Here is a 12,585-nt window from a genome sequence, read left to right as displayed (position 1 = left end):
CACCTTGACGCCACAATGGCCTGATGGACAGGTCCAATGACACCGCCGGCGACCGGGCCATAACGGGGTCCGGCGCGGACTTCCTGCAACTGGACGCCGCCGACGCCCCGCCGGGCGGCCTGTCGGACTGGCTCGCCGGGCGCCTGCGCGACGCGATCGGCGACGGCCGCCTCCCGGTCGGCGGGCGCCTGCCCGCCAGCCGCGTCCTGGCGGCCGACCTCGGCGTGTCACGCGGCGTGGTCACCGAGGCCTACCAGCGGCTCGTCGACGACGGCCACGTCGCCGGCCGCGGCCGCGGCGGCACCGTCGTCGTCGCCGCACCCTTCGTGCCGGCCCCGGCCCCCGTCCCGCCGCACCCTCCGCGCGCCGACCCCGCCGACACACCACCAGACTTCGCCCTCACCGCTGTCCCCGGCGGCTCGCTCGACGGCAGCCCCGCCACGCCGCCGGGCGTGTTCTCCGGCGCCCCCGGCAGCGGCGTGTTCGACGCCCTGCGCGCCGCGCCCGCCCGCGTCGACCTGTCACCCGGCGTCCCCGACCTGGCCGCCTTCCCCCGCGCCGCGTGGCTGCGCGCCGAAAGGTCCGTCCTGGCGGAACTGTCGGCACCCGCCCTCGGCTACGGCGACCCCCGCGGCACCCCCGCCCTGCGCGCCGCCGTCGCCGCGTGGCTGGCCCGCAACCGGGGCGTCCGCGCCGACCCCGCCGACATCATCATCGTCGCCGGGACCGCGCAGGGCCTCGGGCTCATGGTCCGCGTCCTGTCCGGCCAGGGCGTCCGGGACATCGCCGTCGAGGACCCCGGATCCCTCGGCACCCGCCAGCACCTGGCGCACTGGGGGATGGGCACGCCCCCCGTCCCCGTCGACGCCGGCGGCGTCCGCGTCGACCGGCTCCGCGCGTCCGGCGCACCCGCCGTGCTGCTCACCCCCGCCCACCAGTTCCCCACCGGGGTCGTCCTGGACGGCCCCCGCCGCCGGGACCTGATGCGCTGGAGCGCCGACGGCGGCCTCGTCATCGAGGACGACTACGACGCCGAACACCGCTACGACCGCCCGCCCGTCGCCGCCCTGCGGTCCATGCTCACCGAACGCCTCTTCTACGCGGGCAGCGTCTCCAAACTCCTCGCCCCGGCCCTGCGGATCGGGTGGATCCTCGCGCCGCCCGGCCACCGCGACGCGCTCGTGGACGCCAAACGCTTCGCCGACCTCGGCAACGCCGCCCTCCCGCAGCTGGTCCTGGCCCGCCTCATGGACTCCGGTGAGATGGAACGGCAAATGCGGGCCCTGCGCCGACGCCACCGCCGCCGCCGCGACGCGATGATCACCGCGATCCGGGCGCGGCTGCCCGGCGCGGTCGTCCACGGCGCCGCCGCCGGCCTGCACCTGACGGTGACCTTCCCCGGTTCCTTCCCCGACACCGCCCTGGCCGCCGCCGCGCTGGACCGCGGCGTGAAGACCCACCCGCTGTCCTGGCACGGGCAGCGCCGCCACAGCCCCGGCCTGGTCCTCGGCTACGCCGCCGCCACCCCCACGGCCATCGCCGAAGGGGTCGCGTGCATCGGTGACGCCTTCCGCCACCTGCCCTGACCAGCGGGGACGGGGGAGAGGGCGCCCCCGGCCCGCCCGCCCGGCCGTCCCCAGGGGCGCCGTCAGCCGCCGTCGCCGTCCGAGGGGCCGTCCGAGGGGCCGCGGCCGAACACCGCCAGCAGCCGCGCCTGGTCGTCGGCGCCGCCGGGCACCGCACGCTCGGGCCCGATCATCCCCGCCGCGCGCCCCTGCGGCGCGAAACGCCTCGCCGTCTCCAGGGCGGCGGCCGCCAGATCCGGGGGGAACACCACCGGACGGCCGGTGGCCTGCCCCAGGTCCCACGCGTGCACCAGCAACTCCAGGGGATAGCGGTCGAGCCATTCGCCCACCGTCGTCTCCACGCCCACCGCGAGCTCCACCCGGCGCTCCAGCGTCCCGGGTCCCAGCGCGGCCATCAGGTCCGCGCGCACCGACCGCCATGTGGCCACCGGATCCGCGCCGGCCACCTCCCGCACGTCGGGATCGGTGCCCGGGAACGGGCGCCCGGCGGCCACCTCCCGCACCGCCAGCAACCCCGCCATGACATGCCCCGCCACGTCGACGGCGCACCAGCCCTCACACGGAGAGGGGGACTCCCAGCGGCCCGCGGGCACCCCGGCCAGTACCGCCTCGAAGACCTCCAGCGCGCGGACGAATCGTCCAGGAACCACGACGGCCACCCCGCCCCGCACAGATCACCGGCAAACCGGACCTACCCCCGCACCCTAGCCGGGGCAGGGTACGCCGCAAGCCCTCTACTTAACATAATGTTCATTATCGACCAGCGATCGGGCCGTGGTGAAGAGGGGGCGGATCGGGTGTTTCCGGGCGCGGCGCCGCGGTTCCGGGTCCGCGTGGCGCGTCCGCGGGCGGAGCGGCCCGTGAACCGTCCGGGCGGTTCTCGTGCAGCGTCCGGTCCGGCGCGTCCGGTGACCGGAATGCCGCGCGGTGCCGCCGGCCGCTTTGAAGATCATCTTGAACGGCGGGCGTCCGGACCCGGCAAGCCGGACAAGATCGCCCGGTTGCCGGTCGCGCCACCCCGGTTCCGGTGAGCTGGGTGATCGTCAGGCGTCGGCGGGTGCGCGTCCCGGCCGGTCTCGGCGGCGAGGGCCGGGCTCGTCGTGCGGGACGGCCCGCGGCGCGGCCGCCGAGGCCCCTGCCGCGGCCCGGGATGAGGATTCTGATACCGAACAGAATTCAGCTTCTGTCTGCTTTACGTAGTTTGTTGCTGTTTGTCGGGTTGGGTGAGGACGGTGAAACGGCGGGCGTTGCGGACGGCGGCGCCGCCCGGGTCGTTGTTGAAGTAGACGTAGGCGTCCCCGCCCGGAGCGATCCGCTCCGCCCAGCTGCGCAGGGCGCGGTCCCCGTAGGAGGGCCTGGGGGACGCTGCCCCCTCGTGCAGGCGCACGTACAGCCAGTCCGCCGTCCGCCACAGCGGCGTGACCGGCCTGCCGAGCCGGTCGGCCCAGCACAGGGCCGCGCCGTGCCGTTCCAGGACGCCGCGGACCTCCGCCGTCCACCACGAGGGATGCCGGGGCTCCACCGCGACGCGGACGCCGCTGGGGAAGCAGCGCAGGCACGCCTGGAGCCGCGCGGGCTCGCACCGCAGCGTGGGCGGCAGCTGCAGCAGGACGGGGCCGAGCTTGCTGCCCAGTCCCCCGGCGGCGTCCATGAGCCGCGCGACGGGCTCCCCGGGGTCGCGCAGCCGCTTCATGTGGGTGAGGAACCGGCTGGCCTTGACGGCCATGACGAACCCCGGCGGGGTCGCTTCGCGCCACTGCTCGAAGGTGCCGCGCGCGGGCAGGCGGTAGAAGGCGTTGTTGTTCTCCACGGTGCCGAACACCTCGGCGTAGCGGTGCAGCCAGCGGCGCTGCGGCAGGCCGGGCGGGTAGAGCACGCCGCGCCAGTCGCCGTACTGCCATCCGGACGTCCCGACCGCCGTCACCGCTCCCCCGTCCTTCGTCCGCCTCCCCGGGGTGCCCCGCCCGCCCGGACAGAAACCGGTGCGGCATGTGCCGTCCCGGGGCGGCGGGGCGGTCAGCGGTGGGGTTCCAGGGCGCGCATGTACTCCACGAGGCGGACGCCGATCTCGAAGGGGACGTCGGCGGCGTCCAGGTCGGGGTCGGGCCAGGTCTCCGAGACGCGCCGCCAGGTGCCGCGGCCGAGGAAGGCGCCTCCGGCGGGGTCGTCGCCGAGGAGGGGCCGCCAGGCGGGTTCGGCGGCCAGGAGGCGCGCGAGGACGGCCTGGTTGTCGGGTTCGGCGGGGTGCTCGGCGTGGAAGCCGACCTCCAGGGCGCGGGTGCGGGCGCCGGGCGCGATGTCGGCGGGGATGATCTGCGCCTCGTAGTGCTCGCGCTGCGGCCCGGGGTCGCCGAACCAGGCTTTGACGCCGTTGTGGCGCACGTGCAGGTGCAGGCGGCCCAGGGCGGGCGGGGCCGCTCCCCTGACGACCTCGCCGACCTGGTCGAACAGATGCCGGTCGGTCACGATTCGGATCTTATGGGGTGGCGCCGGCGGGCGGCGTGCCGATTGTCGGTGCGGCGCGGTAGCGTCCGGCGGGTGCGTCCCAGTGATGTCCAGCGGCTGACGGTGGCCGAGACGGCCGACCGGTATGTGGAGATGGTCCGGGCGAAGACGTCGACGGGCGCGCTGGCGCCCGGCACGGCGGAGGTGTATGCGCGTGATGTGGTGACGTTCGCGGCGCTGGCGGGCCCGGAGCGGGTCCTGGACGACCTGTCGGGTGAGGACGTCGATGAGGTGCTGCTGCGGTTCGCGCGCAAGCCCGACGGGCGCCGTTCCCGGCGGGCCGCCGGAGGGGCGGCCGCTCCCCCGGCGCCGCCCGGGGCGCCTTCAGGTGCGGCTTCCGGGGGGCCTCCGGAGGCGGGGGCGGGCGGGGGTGCGCCGTCGCAGAGCGCGTCGTCGCAGGCGCGGTTCCGCCGTTCGGTGTCGGCGTTCTTCCAGTACGCGCTGGTCGCGGGGTGGGTGCAGCTGAACCCGATGCAGGCGGTGACGCTGCGGCCGCGGCACCGGGGCGGGCTGCGGGCCGAGCGGCGGGCGCTGACCGCCGAGCAGGCGGAGGGGCTGCTGGGGGCGGCGCGGGGGCTGGTGGACGCGGCGCCGGCGGCGGGCGGGCGGCCCGACCAGCGCACCGAGCTGCGCGACGGGCTGATCGTGCTGCTGCTGGCGGCGGTGGGCCCGCGGGTGTCGGAGCTGACGCGGGCGAACGCCGAGGACTTCTTCGTCAACGCCGGGACGCGGTACTGGCGGATCTTCGGCAAGGGCGGGCGGACGCGGGACGTGCCGCTGCCCCGCCCGGTGGCCGAGGTGCTGGACGCCTACCTGGGCGAGGGGCGGCGGCTGCTGGACCGGGGACGCGAGCCGAGGGCGCTGCTGCTGTCGTGGCGGGGGCGGCGGCTGGCGCGCGGTGATGTGCAGGCGGTGATCGACCGGGTGCTGGCGCGGGTGGAGCCGGGACGGCGGCGGGGGGTGACGCCGCACGGGCTGCGGCACACGACGGCGACGCACCTGCTGGCGGCGGCGACGGACATGGACGCGGTGCGGCGGGTGCTGGGGCACGCGGACCTGTCGACGCTGGGCCGCTACCGCGACGAGCTCCCCGGTGAGCTGGAGGCGGCGATGCGGGTGCATCCGCTGCTGGGGCCGGTGGAGGGCCGCCCGCGCCGCGGGTGAGCGCCGCCGGGCATGGGACCCGGCCGGTCGTGCAGGGCCCGGCCGGGGTGTCCGTGTCCGGCCGGGGTGTGAGGGGCGGCCTCCGGGGGTGGTCAGTCGCCGTCCGAGGGCCACAGGGCGCAGGCGAGGAGGATCGCGGCCCACACGCCCAGGGGGAACACCGGCCAGAAGAACCGCCACTCCCCTTCGCTCAGGGACGTGACACCCCAGATCACCGTCATGATCGCGGCGGCGCCCGCCCAGTGGGCCCACTCGTTCCACCACTCGCGCTCGTCGGCCTCGGCGCGCGCTGCGCGGCGGGCGGCGGCGGCGCGGTCGTGGGCGGCGCGGGAGGCAGGCAGGTCCGCGGTGAGGGCGTCGAGGTCGGCGCGGGTGACGGCGGCGAGGGCCCGTCCGAGGCGGCGGCCGTACTCGGCGGTGTCCAGGGCGCCCTCGGCGAGGGCTTCGCCGAGGGCCTGGACGGCGCCGTCGCGGTCGCCGTCGGACGCGCGGACCGCCCCCGCCGTGACGGGCGCCGCCGGGACGGCCGCCGGCAGGGCCGGGGGGCCGCCGGCCGGGGCGGGCTCCGGGGCGGCGGGCGTGGTGATGTCGGGATGCGGTTGCAAGACGGGCCTCCCCCGGGATGCGGGTCGCGTTGGTTCCAGGGTCGCGCGGGGTGAGGGCGGAAATCGTCCTGCGGGGTGAGGAACCGCCCGTACATCGTTCGCAGGACCCGTGCCGGCCCCCGGCGGTGCACTGCCGAAAGTAGGGGCCGGCCCTGGCCTTCCGCCCGATGCGCCCCGGGTGACCGTTTTCCTAGCGTCGGGGACATGGACGGTGTTGTGGACTTCCTGCACACGGCGGTGACCTCGCCCTGGTTCTACCTGGCGTTGTTCGCGGTGGCCGCGATCGACGGGTTCTTCCCGGTGGTGCCGAGCGAGAGCATGGTGATCACCGCGGGGGTCTACGCGGCGTCGGGGCGGCCCGAGCCGGTGCTGGTGGTGGTGCTGGCGGCGCTCGGCGCGTTCGCCGGGGACCACGTGGCGTACCTGATCGGGCGGGGCTCGGGCGGGAGGCTGACGCGGGGGCTGCGGCCGGGGACCAGGCGGCACGCCGCGTTCGGGTGGGCGCGGCGCACGATGGGCGAGCGCGGCGGGATGATCCTGGTCGTCGCGCGGTACGTGCCGGGCGGGCGGACCGCGGTGACCATGACGATGGGGGTGGTGGCGTACCCGCTGCGGTCGTTCTCGCCGTTCGCGGGGATCGCGGCGGTGACGTGGGCGGTGTACGGGACGGCGCTGGGCTACCTCGGCGGGGTCGCGTTCGAGGACGACCCGCTCAAGGGCGTCGCGGTGGGCCTGGGGCTGGCGCTGTCGGTGACGGCGGTGGTGGAGGCCGCCCGTTTCGTGGTGCACCGCCGCCGCGCCGCGGCGTCCCCGGGGGCCGCTCCCCCGCTCGGCACCACCCTCGACACCACCGAGGGCGCCCTGCCCGGCGCGGCGGAGGGCACCTCGGGCGGCACCTCGGACGAGCCGGGCGCGGTGAGCACGGGCGCCCGGTAGCAGACCCGGTTCGCGTGGCGGTGCCCCCTCGGTCCCGGACCGAGGGGGCACCGCCGTCTGAGGCCGGTGACGCCCTTGCCGCGGGAGGCGCGGGCCGTTTCCGGGGCGGCCCGGAAACAGCCGGGCGGTGGGCCGGATCCCCGGCGCGCGAACCCTGATACGTGACAGGATTTGCGTATTCGTGAACGCAGGGTGAACTTCGGCGGTCTGTCTGGGATCTCATCTCCTGGACAGGCCGCCTCGAGCGTGAGGGAGAGCATGCGAGCGCCGGACTTCAGCGCCGAGTTGTACCGGGACATCACCGGGTTCGCGCACGGCACGCCGCCGTGGGTGCATTCGCTGGCCGAGATCGGCACGGACGCGGGGCTGCTGCTGTTCGCCGTGCTGTTCGCGGCCGGGTGGTGGCGGGCGCGCGGAGGGGACGCGCGGGCGATGGGGCTGGCGCTGTCGGCGCCGGCGGCGATGGTCGCGGCGTATCTGGTGAGCGAGGTCTCCAAGAGCCGGATCCAGGAGGAGCGCCCGTGCCGGGCGGTGGCGGGCGCGATGAACATCGTGGCGTGCCCGTCGCCCGGCGACTGGTCGTTCCCCAGCAACCACGCCACGATCGCGGCGGGCTCGGCGGCGGCGATCGTGGTGGCGTGGCGGGCGCTGGCGCCGCTGGTGCTGCCGCTGGCGGCGCTGATGGCGTTCTCCAGGGTGTTCGTGGGCGTGCACTACCCGCATGACGTGGCGGCGGGGTTCGCGGTGGGGGCCGTGGTCGCTCCGGTCGTGGCGCTGGTGCTGGCCCGGGCGGCGACGCCGCTGGTGCAGACGCTGCGGGGCGTACCGGCGGGGGCGGTGCTGCTGGGAACACGCCTCCCGGTCCCACCGGCACCGGCACCGGTCCCGCCCGCGCCGGTGCGGGCCGTGCCGGTGCCCGCTGTGCCGGTACCGTCGGGCGCGGCGGCCCCCGGCACCGTCCCCGGGACGGCCGGCGGCGCGGGTTACGGACCCGGCGGGCGTGCCGCCGGTGCCGGGGATGCGGCGATCACGATGCCGGACGTCATGGGCGGCGTCGGCGGGCGGCGCCCGCTCCCCTAGCACCCGGCCCGCCCGCCCCCTGACGAAAGTGGGGGGCCGGCGGCGACGTTCGCGCACTGCGCGCCCCTCCCCCGCTCCCTAGCCTCGGATCCGTGACGCCACCACGGACGGAGGGCTTGATGATCACTTTGCGGGGCCTGACGAAACGGTACGGGGACACGACCGCGGTGCGGGACCTGACCGTGGACATCGCGCCGGGCCGGGTCACCGGGTTCCTGGGGCCCAACGGGGCCGGGAAGTCCACGACCATGCGGATGATCCTCGGCCTAGACCGCCCCTCCGCCGGGGAGGCGCTGGTCGGCGGGCTGCCCTACGCGCGGCTGCGGCACCCGCTGCGGGAGGTCGGGGCGCTGCTGGACGCCAAGGCCGTGCACCCGGGGCGGTCGGCGCGCCGGCACCTGCTGGCGATGGCCCGCAGCAACGGCATCGGCGGGCGCCGCGTGGAGGAGGTCCTCGCCGCCGTCGGGCTCCAGTCCGTCGCCGCGAGACGCGCCGGGTCGTTCTCGCTGGGCATGGGGCAGCGGCTGGGGATCGCCGGGGCGCTGCTGGGCGACCCGGCGGTGCTGATGTTCGACGAGCCGGTGAACGGCCTGGACCCCGACGGGGTGCTGTGGGTGCGGCGGCTGATGCGGTCGCTGGCCGCCGAGGGCCGCACCGTGTTCGTCTCCAGCCACCTGATGAGCGAGATGCAGCTGACCGCCGACCGGCTCGTGGTCATCGGGAAGGGGCGGCTGATCGCCGACGCGCCGGTCGCGGACGTCATCGCGGGCAGTTCCCGCAACGCGGTGCGGGTCCGCAGCCCGCGGTGCCGGGAGCTGGCCGCGGCGCTGGAGGCCGAGCACGCCGGGGTCGCGGCGGCGGGTGCGGACGCGCTGACGGTGACGGGGCTGCCGATGGAGCGGGTCGGGCTGATCGCCCACGCGGCCGGGGCGCCGCTGCTGGAGCTGAGCGCGGTGGCCGCGTCGCTGGAGGAGGCGTACATGGAGCTGACGGGCGCCAGCGTGGAGTACGCCGCGCCCGCCCCCCGCGCGGGGGGCGCCCCGGCGGCCGGGACGCAGGAGCGGCGGTGACCACCGGGACCACCGGGACCTCCGGAACCGGCGGGGAGTCTCAGCCGCCGCGGCCGCGCCGCGTCCCGCAGGAGAGGCCGGAGGGCGGGCCGGGCGGGGGCGGGATGCGGGGGGCCGTGGCCGCCGAATGGACGAAGATGTGGTCGGTGCGCTCCACCGGGTGGGTGCTGGCCGCCGCGGCCGCGGTGATGGCGCTGGTCAGCGCGATCGAGGCGTCCGCGACGGCCGCCGTGAACTCCCATCCCGGCGTGGGCGACCGTCCCGCGGGGGTGGTGCAGGCCAGCGGGATCGCGGCCGGGGCGGTGGACATGGTGCAGTTCGTGGTGCTGGCCCTGGCGATCCTGACGCTCACCGGCGAGTACGCCACCGGGAGCATCCGCACGACGCTGCAGTGCGTGCCGGTGCGGCGGCGGATGATGCTCGCCAAGGCGGCCGTGGTAGCGGCGGTGGTGTTCCCCGCCGGGATCGTGCTGAACCTGGCGGGGACGGCGGCCGCTTACCCGGCGCTGGGCAGGTGGGGGCGGCTGGGCGCGGGCGCGCTGGCGCGTGACGCGGCGGCGATGGGGGTGTACCTGGTGCTGGCGGGCCTGCTGATCCTGGGGGCCGCGGCGGCGCTGCGCAGCACCGCCGCGACCCTGACCTCGGCGGTGCTGTTCCTGCTGGTGCTGCCGGTGACGCTGGCCAACAGCCGGTCGCGGCTGCTGGCCGACGTGGGGGACGCCCTGCCCAGCAGCGCCGGCCGCTACCTGCTGGGCGGCGGCGGCCCCTACCCGGCGTGGGCGGCGCTGCTGGTCCTGGTGGCGTGGACGGCCGCGGGGCTGTGGGGCGGTGCCGCGGTCCTGCGCCGCCGCGACGCGTGACGGCCGCCTGACCGGCGCCTGCCTGGCGCGTCCGGGCGCTCAGGTGGCGCGGGGGGTCTCGTCGATGCCCTCGACGAGACCCGCCTCGTAGGCGATCACCGCGGCCTGGACGCGGTTGCGGACGTCCAGGCGGGTCAGGATGGCGCTCACGTACGCCTTGACGGTCCCCTCCACCACGTGCAGGCGCCCGGCGATCTCGGCGTTGGACAGCCCCGCTCCCAGCAGCGCCAGCACCTGCCGCTCACGGGGGGTCAGGCCGTCGGTCCGCTCCCGGGCGCGGGCGCCGCCGGCCATGCGGCCGCCGCTCAGCTCCGTGATCACCCGGTGGGCGACCTTCGGGGACAGGTACGCCGCGCCCTCGGCGACGGCGCGGACACCGGCGATGAGCTCGCGGGGGTCGCCGGACTTGAGCAGGAACCCGCTGGCGCCGCCCGACAGGGCCTGGGCGATGTACTCGTCCTCCCCGAACGTCGTCAGCATGATCACGCCGGTGGCGGGGGCGACGCGGCGCAGCTCGGCCGCGGCGGCCAGGCCGTCCAGCCGCGGCATGCGGATGTCCAGCAGCGTCACGTCCGGGCGGTGCCCGAGGGTCAGCTCGACCGCCTGGTGCCCGTCGGCGGCCTCGGCGACCACCTCGATGCCCGCGTCGGCCGACAGGATCGCCCGGACCCCCGCGCGGATCATCGCCTCGTCGTCGGCGAGCAGCACCCGGATCACTGGCCGTCCTTTCCGCCCGTCCCGGTGGGATAGGTGTTCTTGCTGGTCAGTGTGCCGCCGGTGAAGCACAGCCGGTAGATGCGGCTCAGGCCCAGCAGGCTGGCGTCGGGCCGGTAGTAGCGGCAGTCCGCGCCCGCCGGCTCGGGTTCGCGGAGCTTGATGTCGCCGACGCCCATCGCCTCCCGGGACGGCAGGACCCGCTCCACCCGCGCCTGCGGGTCCCCGACGCGCAGCGCGTCGTAGTCGCCGGGCGGCAGCACCGCGTCGAAGGTGGCGGAGACGAAGTAGGCGACCATCACCGCCACCAGCACCGTGATCAGCCCGGCCGGGACGGCGATCGCCACGATCAGCCCGCGGCGGACCTGGCGGCGTTCGCGTTCCAGGTACCGCGCCGACTCCGACGCCCACTCCCCTCCCGGCGGCACGCCACCGGCACCGGCGGGGACGCCGGCCGTGCCGTCTGCGGTGCCGTGTCCGGCGCGGGCGGCGGGGCCGGGGTGGGCGCCGGCCGCGGTGAGGGCGGGCGCGGCGCGCGGGGGCGCGTCGCCCGCCGCGCCGGGCTGCCCGGCGGGCGGCGGCGCCGCGGGAAGGTCGGCGACGATCTCGAAGCCGCCGCCGGTGACCGGGCCCGCGCGCAGCGTCCCGCCGGCGAGGCGGACGCGTTCGGCCAGGCCCGTCAGGCCGCTGCCCCCTCCGGAGGGCATCAGCGGCGGCGCCTCCGGCGGCTGGTTGGCCACCCGCACCCGGACCGTGTCCTGCCCGCCGCCGTCACCGCCGCCGTCACCGCCGCCGCGGGGGCCCACGGTGACGGTGACGGCGGCGCCCGGGGCGTGCTTGGCGGCGTTGGTGATGCCCTCCTGCACGACCCGGTGCGCGGCCAGCCCCACCAGCCCCGGCAGATCCGGCATCCGCGGGGCCGCGGCGCCCGCGCCGGTGAGCTGCAGGCGGACCGGGACCCCCGAGGCGTGGGCGCGCTCCACCAGGTCCGCGATGCCCTCCCCGGCCGGGCGCGTGCGGGGCCCGCCCCGCCCGCCGCCCGCCGCGCCGGCGTCACCGGCGGTGTCCACCCGGAGCACCCCGATGATCTCCCGCAGGTGCTCGGTCGCCTCGGCCGCGCCCGCGCGCAGTTCCGCCGCCGCGCGCCGGTGCCGCTCGTCCAGCCCGGACGCCACCTGCAGCGCCCCCGCCCGCACCGCGATCAGCGCCAGCTCGTGGCCGAGGGAGTCGTGCATGTCCTGGGCGATCCGCGCGCGCTCGCGCAGCCGCTCCCGGTCGGCGATGATCAGCTGCTCGCGCTCGAGCCGGTCCGCGCGCTCCCACCCGGCCCGCAGCAGCTCCTGGTACTGCCGCCAGTAGCGGCCCACCAGCCACGGCAGGACGCCCAGCAGCACCAGCCAGATCGTCAGCGGGAACCACGTCGTCACGTCGACGCCGCGCGCCAGGTTCAGCAGCGACCCGCCGGCGAACACCCCGGTGAACACCCACAGCACCGGACGCGCCCGCGGCGACCGCCGTCCGGTCAGGTAGGACAGCACGGGCACCGCGAACCCGTAGTTGCCGTTCAGCAGCACCAGCGCCAGGACCGCCACCAGCGCCGCCAGCGGCCACGCCCGCGACACCGCGATCGCCGCGGACAGCAGCACCAGCCCGGCGACCTGCGCCCACCACGCCCCGTCCGCCACGGGCGGGGTGAACAGGCCCGCCGCGACCGGGAACGCCAGCACAGCGAGCAGCACGATGTCCTTGACCAGCGCCGAGCGTGCCGGGCGCCGCAGCCGTTCCCGCAGTGCGCCCGTGCGGGCGTCCCGGGCGAACGTCAGCGCCGCCGCGCGGGCCGCGGGACCGGCCGTCCGCAGGCCCGCGCGCACGGCCGCGGCCCGCCCGGCCCGCCGCGGCCGGGTCCGCGGGGAGGGGGTCGCCGAATGGTTCACCCGCCCCACGCTACAAGCCGGTGATCTGCGCTGATACTGCCGAAAGTCAACAACCCCGGCACCGGCCCCGATCCGCGGCGCCCACCCCCGGGCGGGCCGGAACGGTGCAAAGCAGGACGGGAACGGCCGCG

General features: G+C 77.0%; 12 protein-coding genes. 6 read left to right on the top strand and 6 right to left on the bottom strand.

Features of this window, described 5'->3' with window-relative positions:
- Positions 1 to 23 precede the first annotated feature (23 nt).
- Positions 24 to 1,586 carry a MocR-like pyridoxine biosynthesis transcription factor PdxR gene (gene pdxR, locus AGRA3207_RS02055; protein ID WP_231332843.1) on the top strand — a complete coding sequence of 521 codons (1,563 nt, stop codon included), beginning with the start codon at positions 24 to 26 and terminating at the stop codon, positions 1,584 to 1,586.
- Between the two features lie 62 nt (positions 1,587 to 1,648).
- Here the strand turns inward: pdxR and AGRA3207_RS02050 are convergent, their stop codons facing one another.
- From AGRA3207_RS02050 to AGRA3207_RS02040, 3 genes are all read right to left on the bottom strand, one after another.
- A complete protein-coding gene (locus AGRA3207_RS02050; protein ID WP_231332842.1) occupies positions 1,649 to 2,236 on the bottom strand; it encodes a TIGR03086 family metal-binding protein in 588 nt (195 codons plus the stop codon).
- A gap of 542 nt (positions 2,237 to 2,778) precedes the next feature.
- Complete coding sequence (locus AGRA3207_RS02045; protein WP_231332841.1) at positions 2,779 to 3,510, bottom strand: DUF72 domain-containing protein; 732 nt, start codon at positions 3,508 to 3,510, stop codon at positions 2,779 to 2,781.
- A gap of 92 nt (positions 3,511 to 3,602) precedes the next feature.
- Positions 3,603 to 4,052, bottom strand: coding sequence for a hypothetical protein (locus AGRA3207_RS02040; protein WP_231332840.1), 450 nt, complete (start codon positions 4,050 to 4,052; stop codon positions 3,603 to 3,605).
- Positions 4,053 to 4,124: 72 nt separating this feature from the next.
- Between AGRA3207_RS02040 and AGRA3207_RS02035 the strand changes: the two genes are divergently transcribed.
- Positions 4,125 to 5,255, top strand: a complete 1,131-nt coding sequence (locus AGRA3207_RS02035; RefSeq protein ID WP_231332839.1) for a tyrosine-type recombinase/integrase — start codon at positions 4,125 to 4,127, stop codon at positions 5,253 to 5,255.
- 92 nt (positions 5,256 to 5,347) lie between these two features.
- On the opposite strand, the gene AGRA3207_RS02030 is transcribed toward AGRA3207_RS02035, so the two are convergent.
- Positions 5,348 to 5,860, bottom strand: a complete 513-nt coding sequence (locus tag AGRA3207_RS02030; RefSeq protein ID WP_231332838.1) for a DUF1707 SHOCT-like domain-containing protein — start codon at positions 5,858 to 5,860, stop codon at positions 5,348 to 5,350.
- A 204-nt stretch (positions 5,861 to 6,064) separates the two neighbouring features.
- Here AGRA3207_RS02030 and AGRA3207_RS02025 point away from each other — a divergent pair, with 204 nt between their 5' ends.
- The 4 genes from AGRA3207_RS02025 (at position 6,065) to AGRA3207_RS02010 (ending at position 9,806) form a co-directional block, all read left to right on the top strand.
- A complete protein-coding gene (locus tag AGRA3207_RS02025; protein WP_231332837.1) occupies positions 6,065 to 6,796 on the top strand; it encodes a DedA family protein in 732 nt (243 codons plus the stop codon).
- 258 nt (positions 6,797 to 7,054) lie between these two features.
- Positions 7,055 to 7,876 carry a phosphatase PAP2 family protein gene (locus tag AGRA3207_RS39710; protein ID WP_273699992.1) on the top strand — a complete coding sequence of 274 codons (822 nt, stop codon included), beginning with the start codon at positions 7,055 to 7,057 and terminating at the stop codon, positions 7,874 to 7,876.
- A gap of 119 nt (positions 7,877 to 7,995) precedes the next feature.
- Positions 7,996 to 8,946 (top strand): ABC transporter ATP-binding protein, encoded by a 951-nt coding sequence (locus AGRA3207_RS02015; RefSeq protein WP_231332836.1) that lies wholly within the window; start codon positions 7,996 to 7,998, stop codon positions 8,944 to 8,946.
- Complete coding sequence (locus AGRA3207_RS02010; RefSeq protein WP_231332835.1) at positions 8,943 to 9,806, top strand: hypothetical protein; 864 nt, start codon at positions 8,943 to 8,945, stop codon at positions 9,804 to 9,806. Before AGRA3207_RS02015 ends, AGRA3207_RS02010 begins: the two co-directional genes overlap by 4 nt.
- Positions 9,807 to 9,845: 39 nt before the next feature.
- Here the strand turns inward: AGRA3207_RS02010 and AGRA3207_RS02005 are convergent, their stop codons facing one another.
- Entirely contained in the window at positions 9,846 to 10,523 is a 678-nt protein-coding gene (locus AGRA3207_RS02005; protein WP_231332834.1) for a response regulator, read from the bottom strand.
- Positions 10,520 to 12,454, bottom strand: a complete 1,935-nt coding sequence (locus AGRA3207_RS02000) for a sensor histidine kinase (protein WP_231332833.1) — start codon at positions 12,452 to 12,454, stop codon at positions 10,520 to 10,522. The genes AGRA3207_RS02005 and AGRA3207_RS02000 overlap by 4 nt, the downstream gene beginning before the upstream one ends.
- Between the last annotated feature and the right edge of the window lie 131 nt (positions 12,455 to 12,585).

Origin of the sequence: Actinomadura graeca (genome assembly GCF_019175365.1) — a bacterium.
Classification (GTDB): domain Bacteria; phylum Actinomycetota; class Actinomycetes; order Streptosporangiales; family Streptosporangiaceae; genus Spirillospora; species Spirillospora graeca.
The sequence above is the reverse complement of the archived record's forward strand: the minus strand, read 5'-3'. Positions and strand labels throughout refer to the sequence as shown.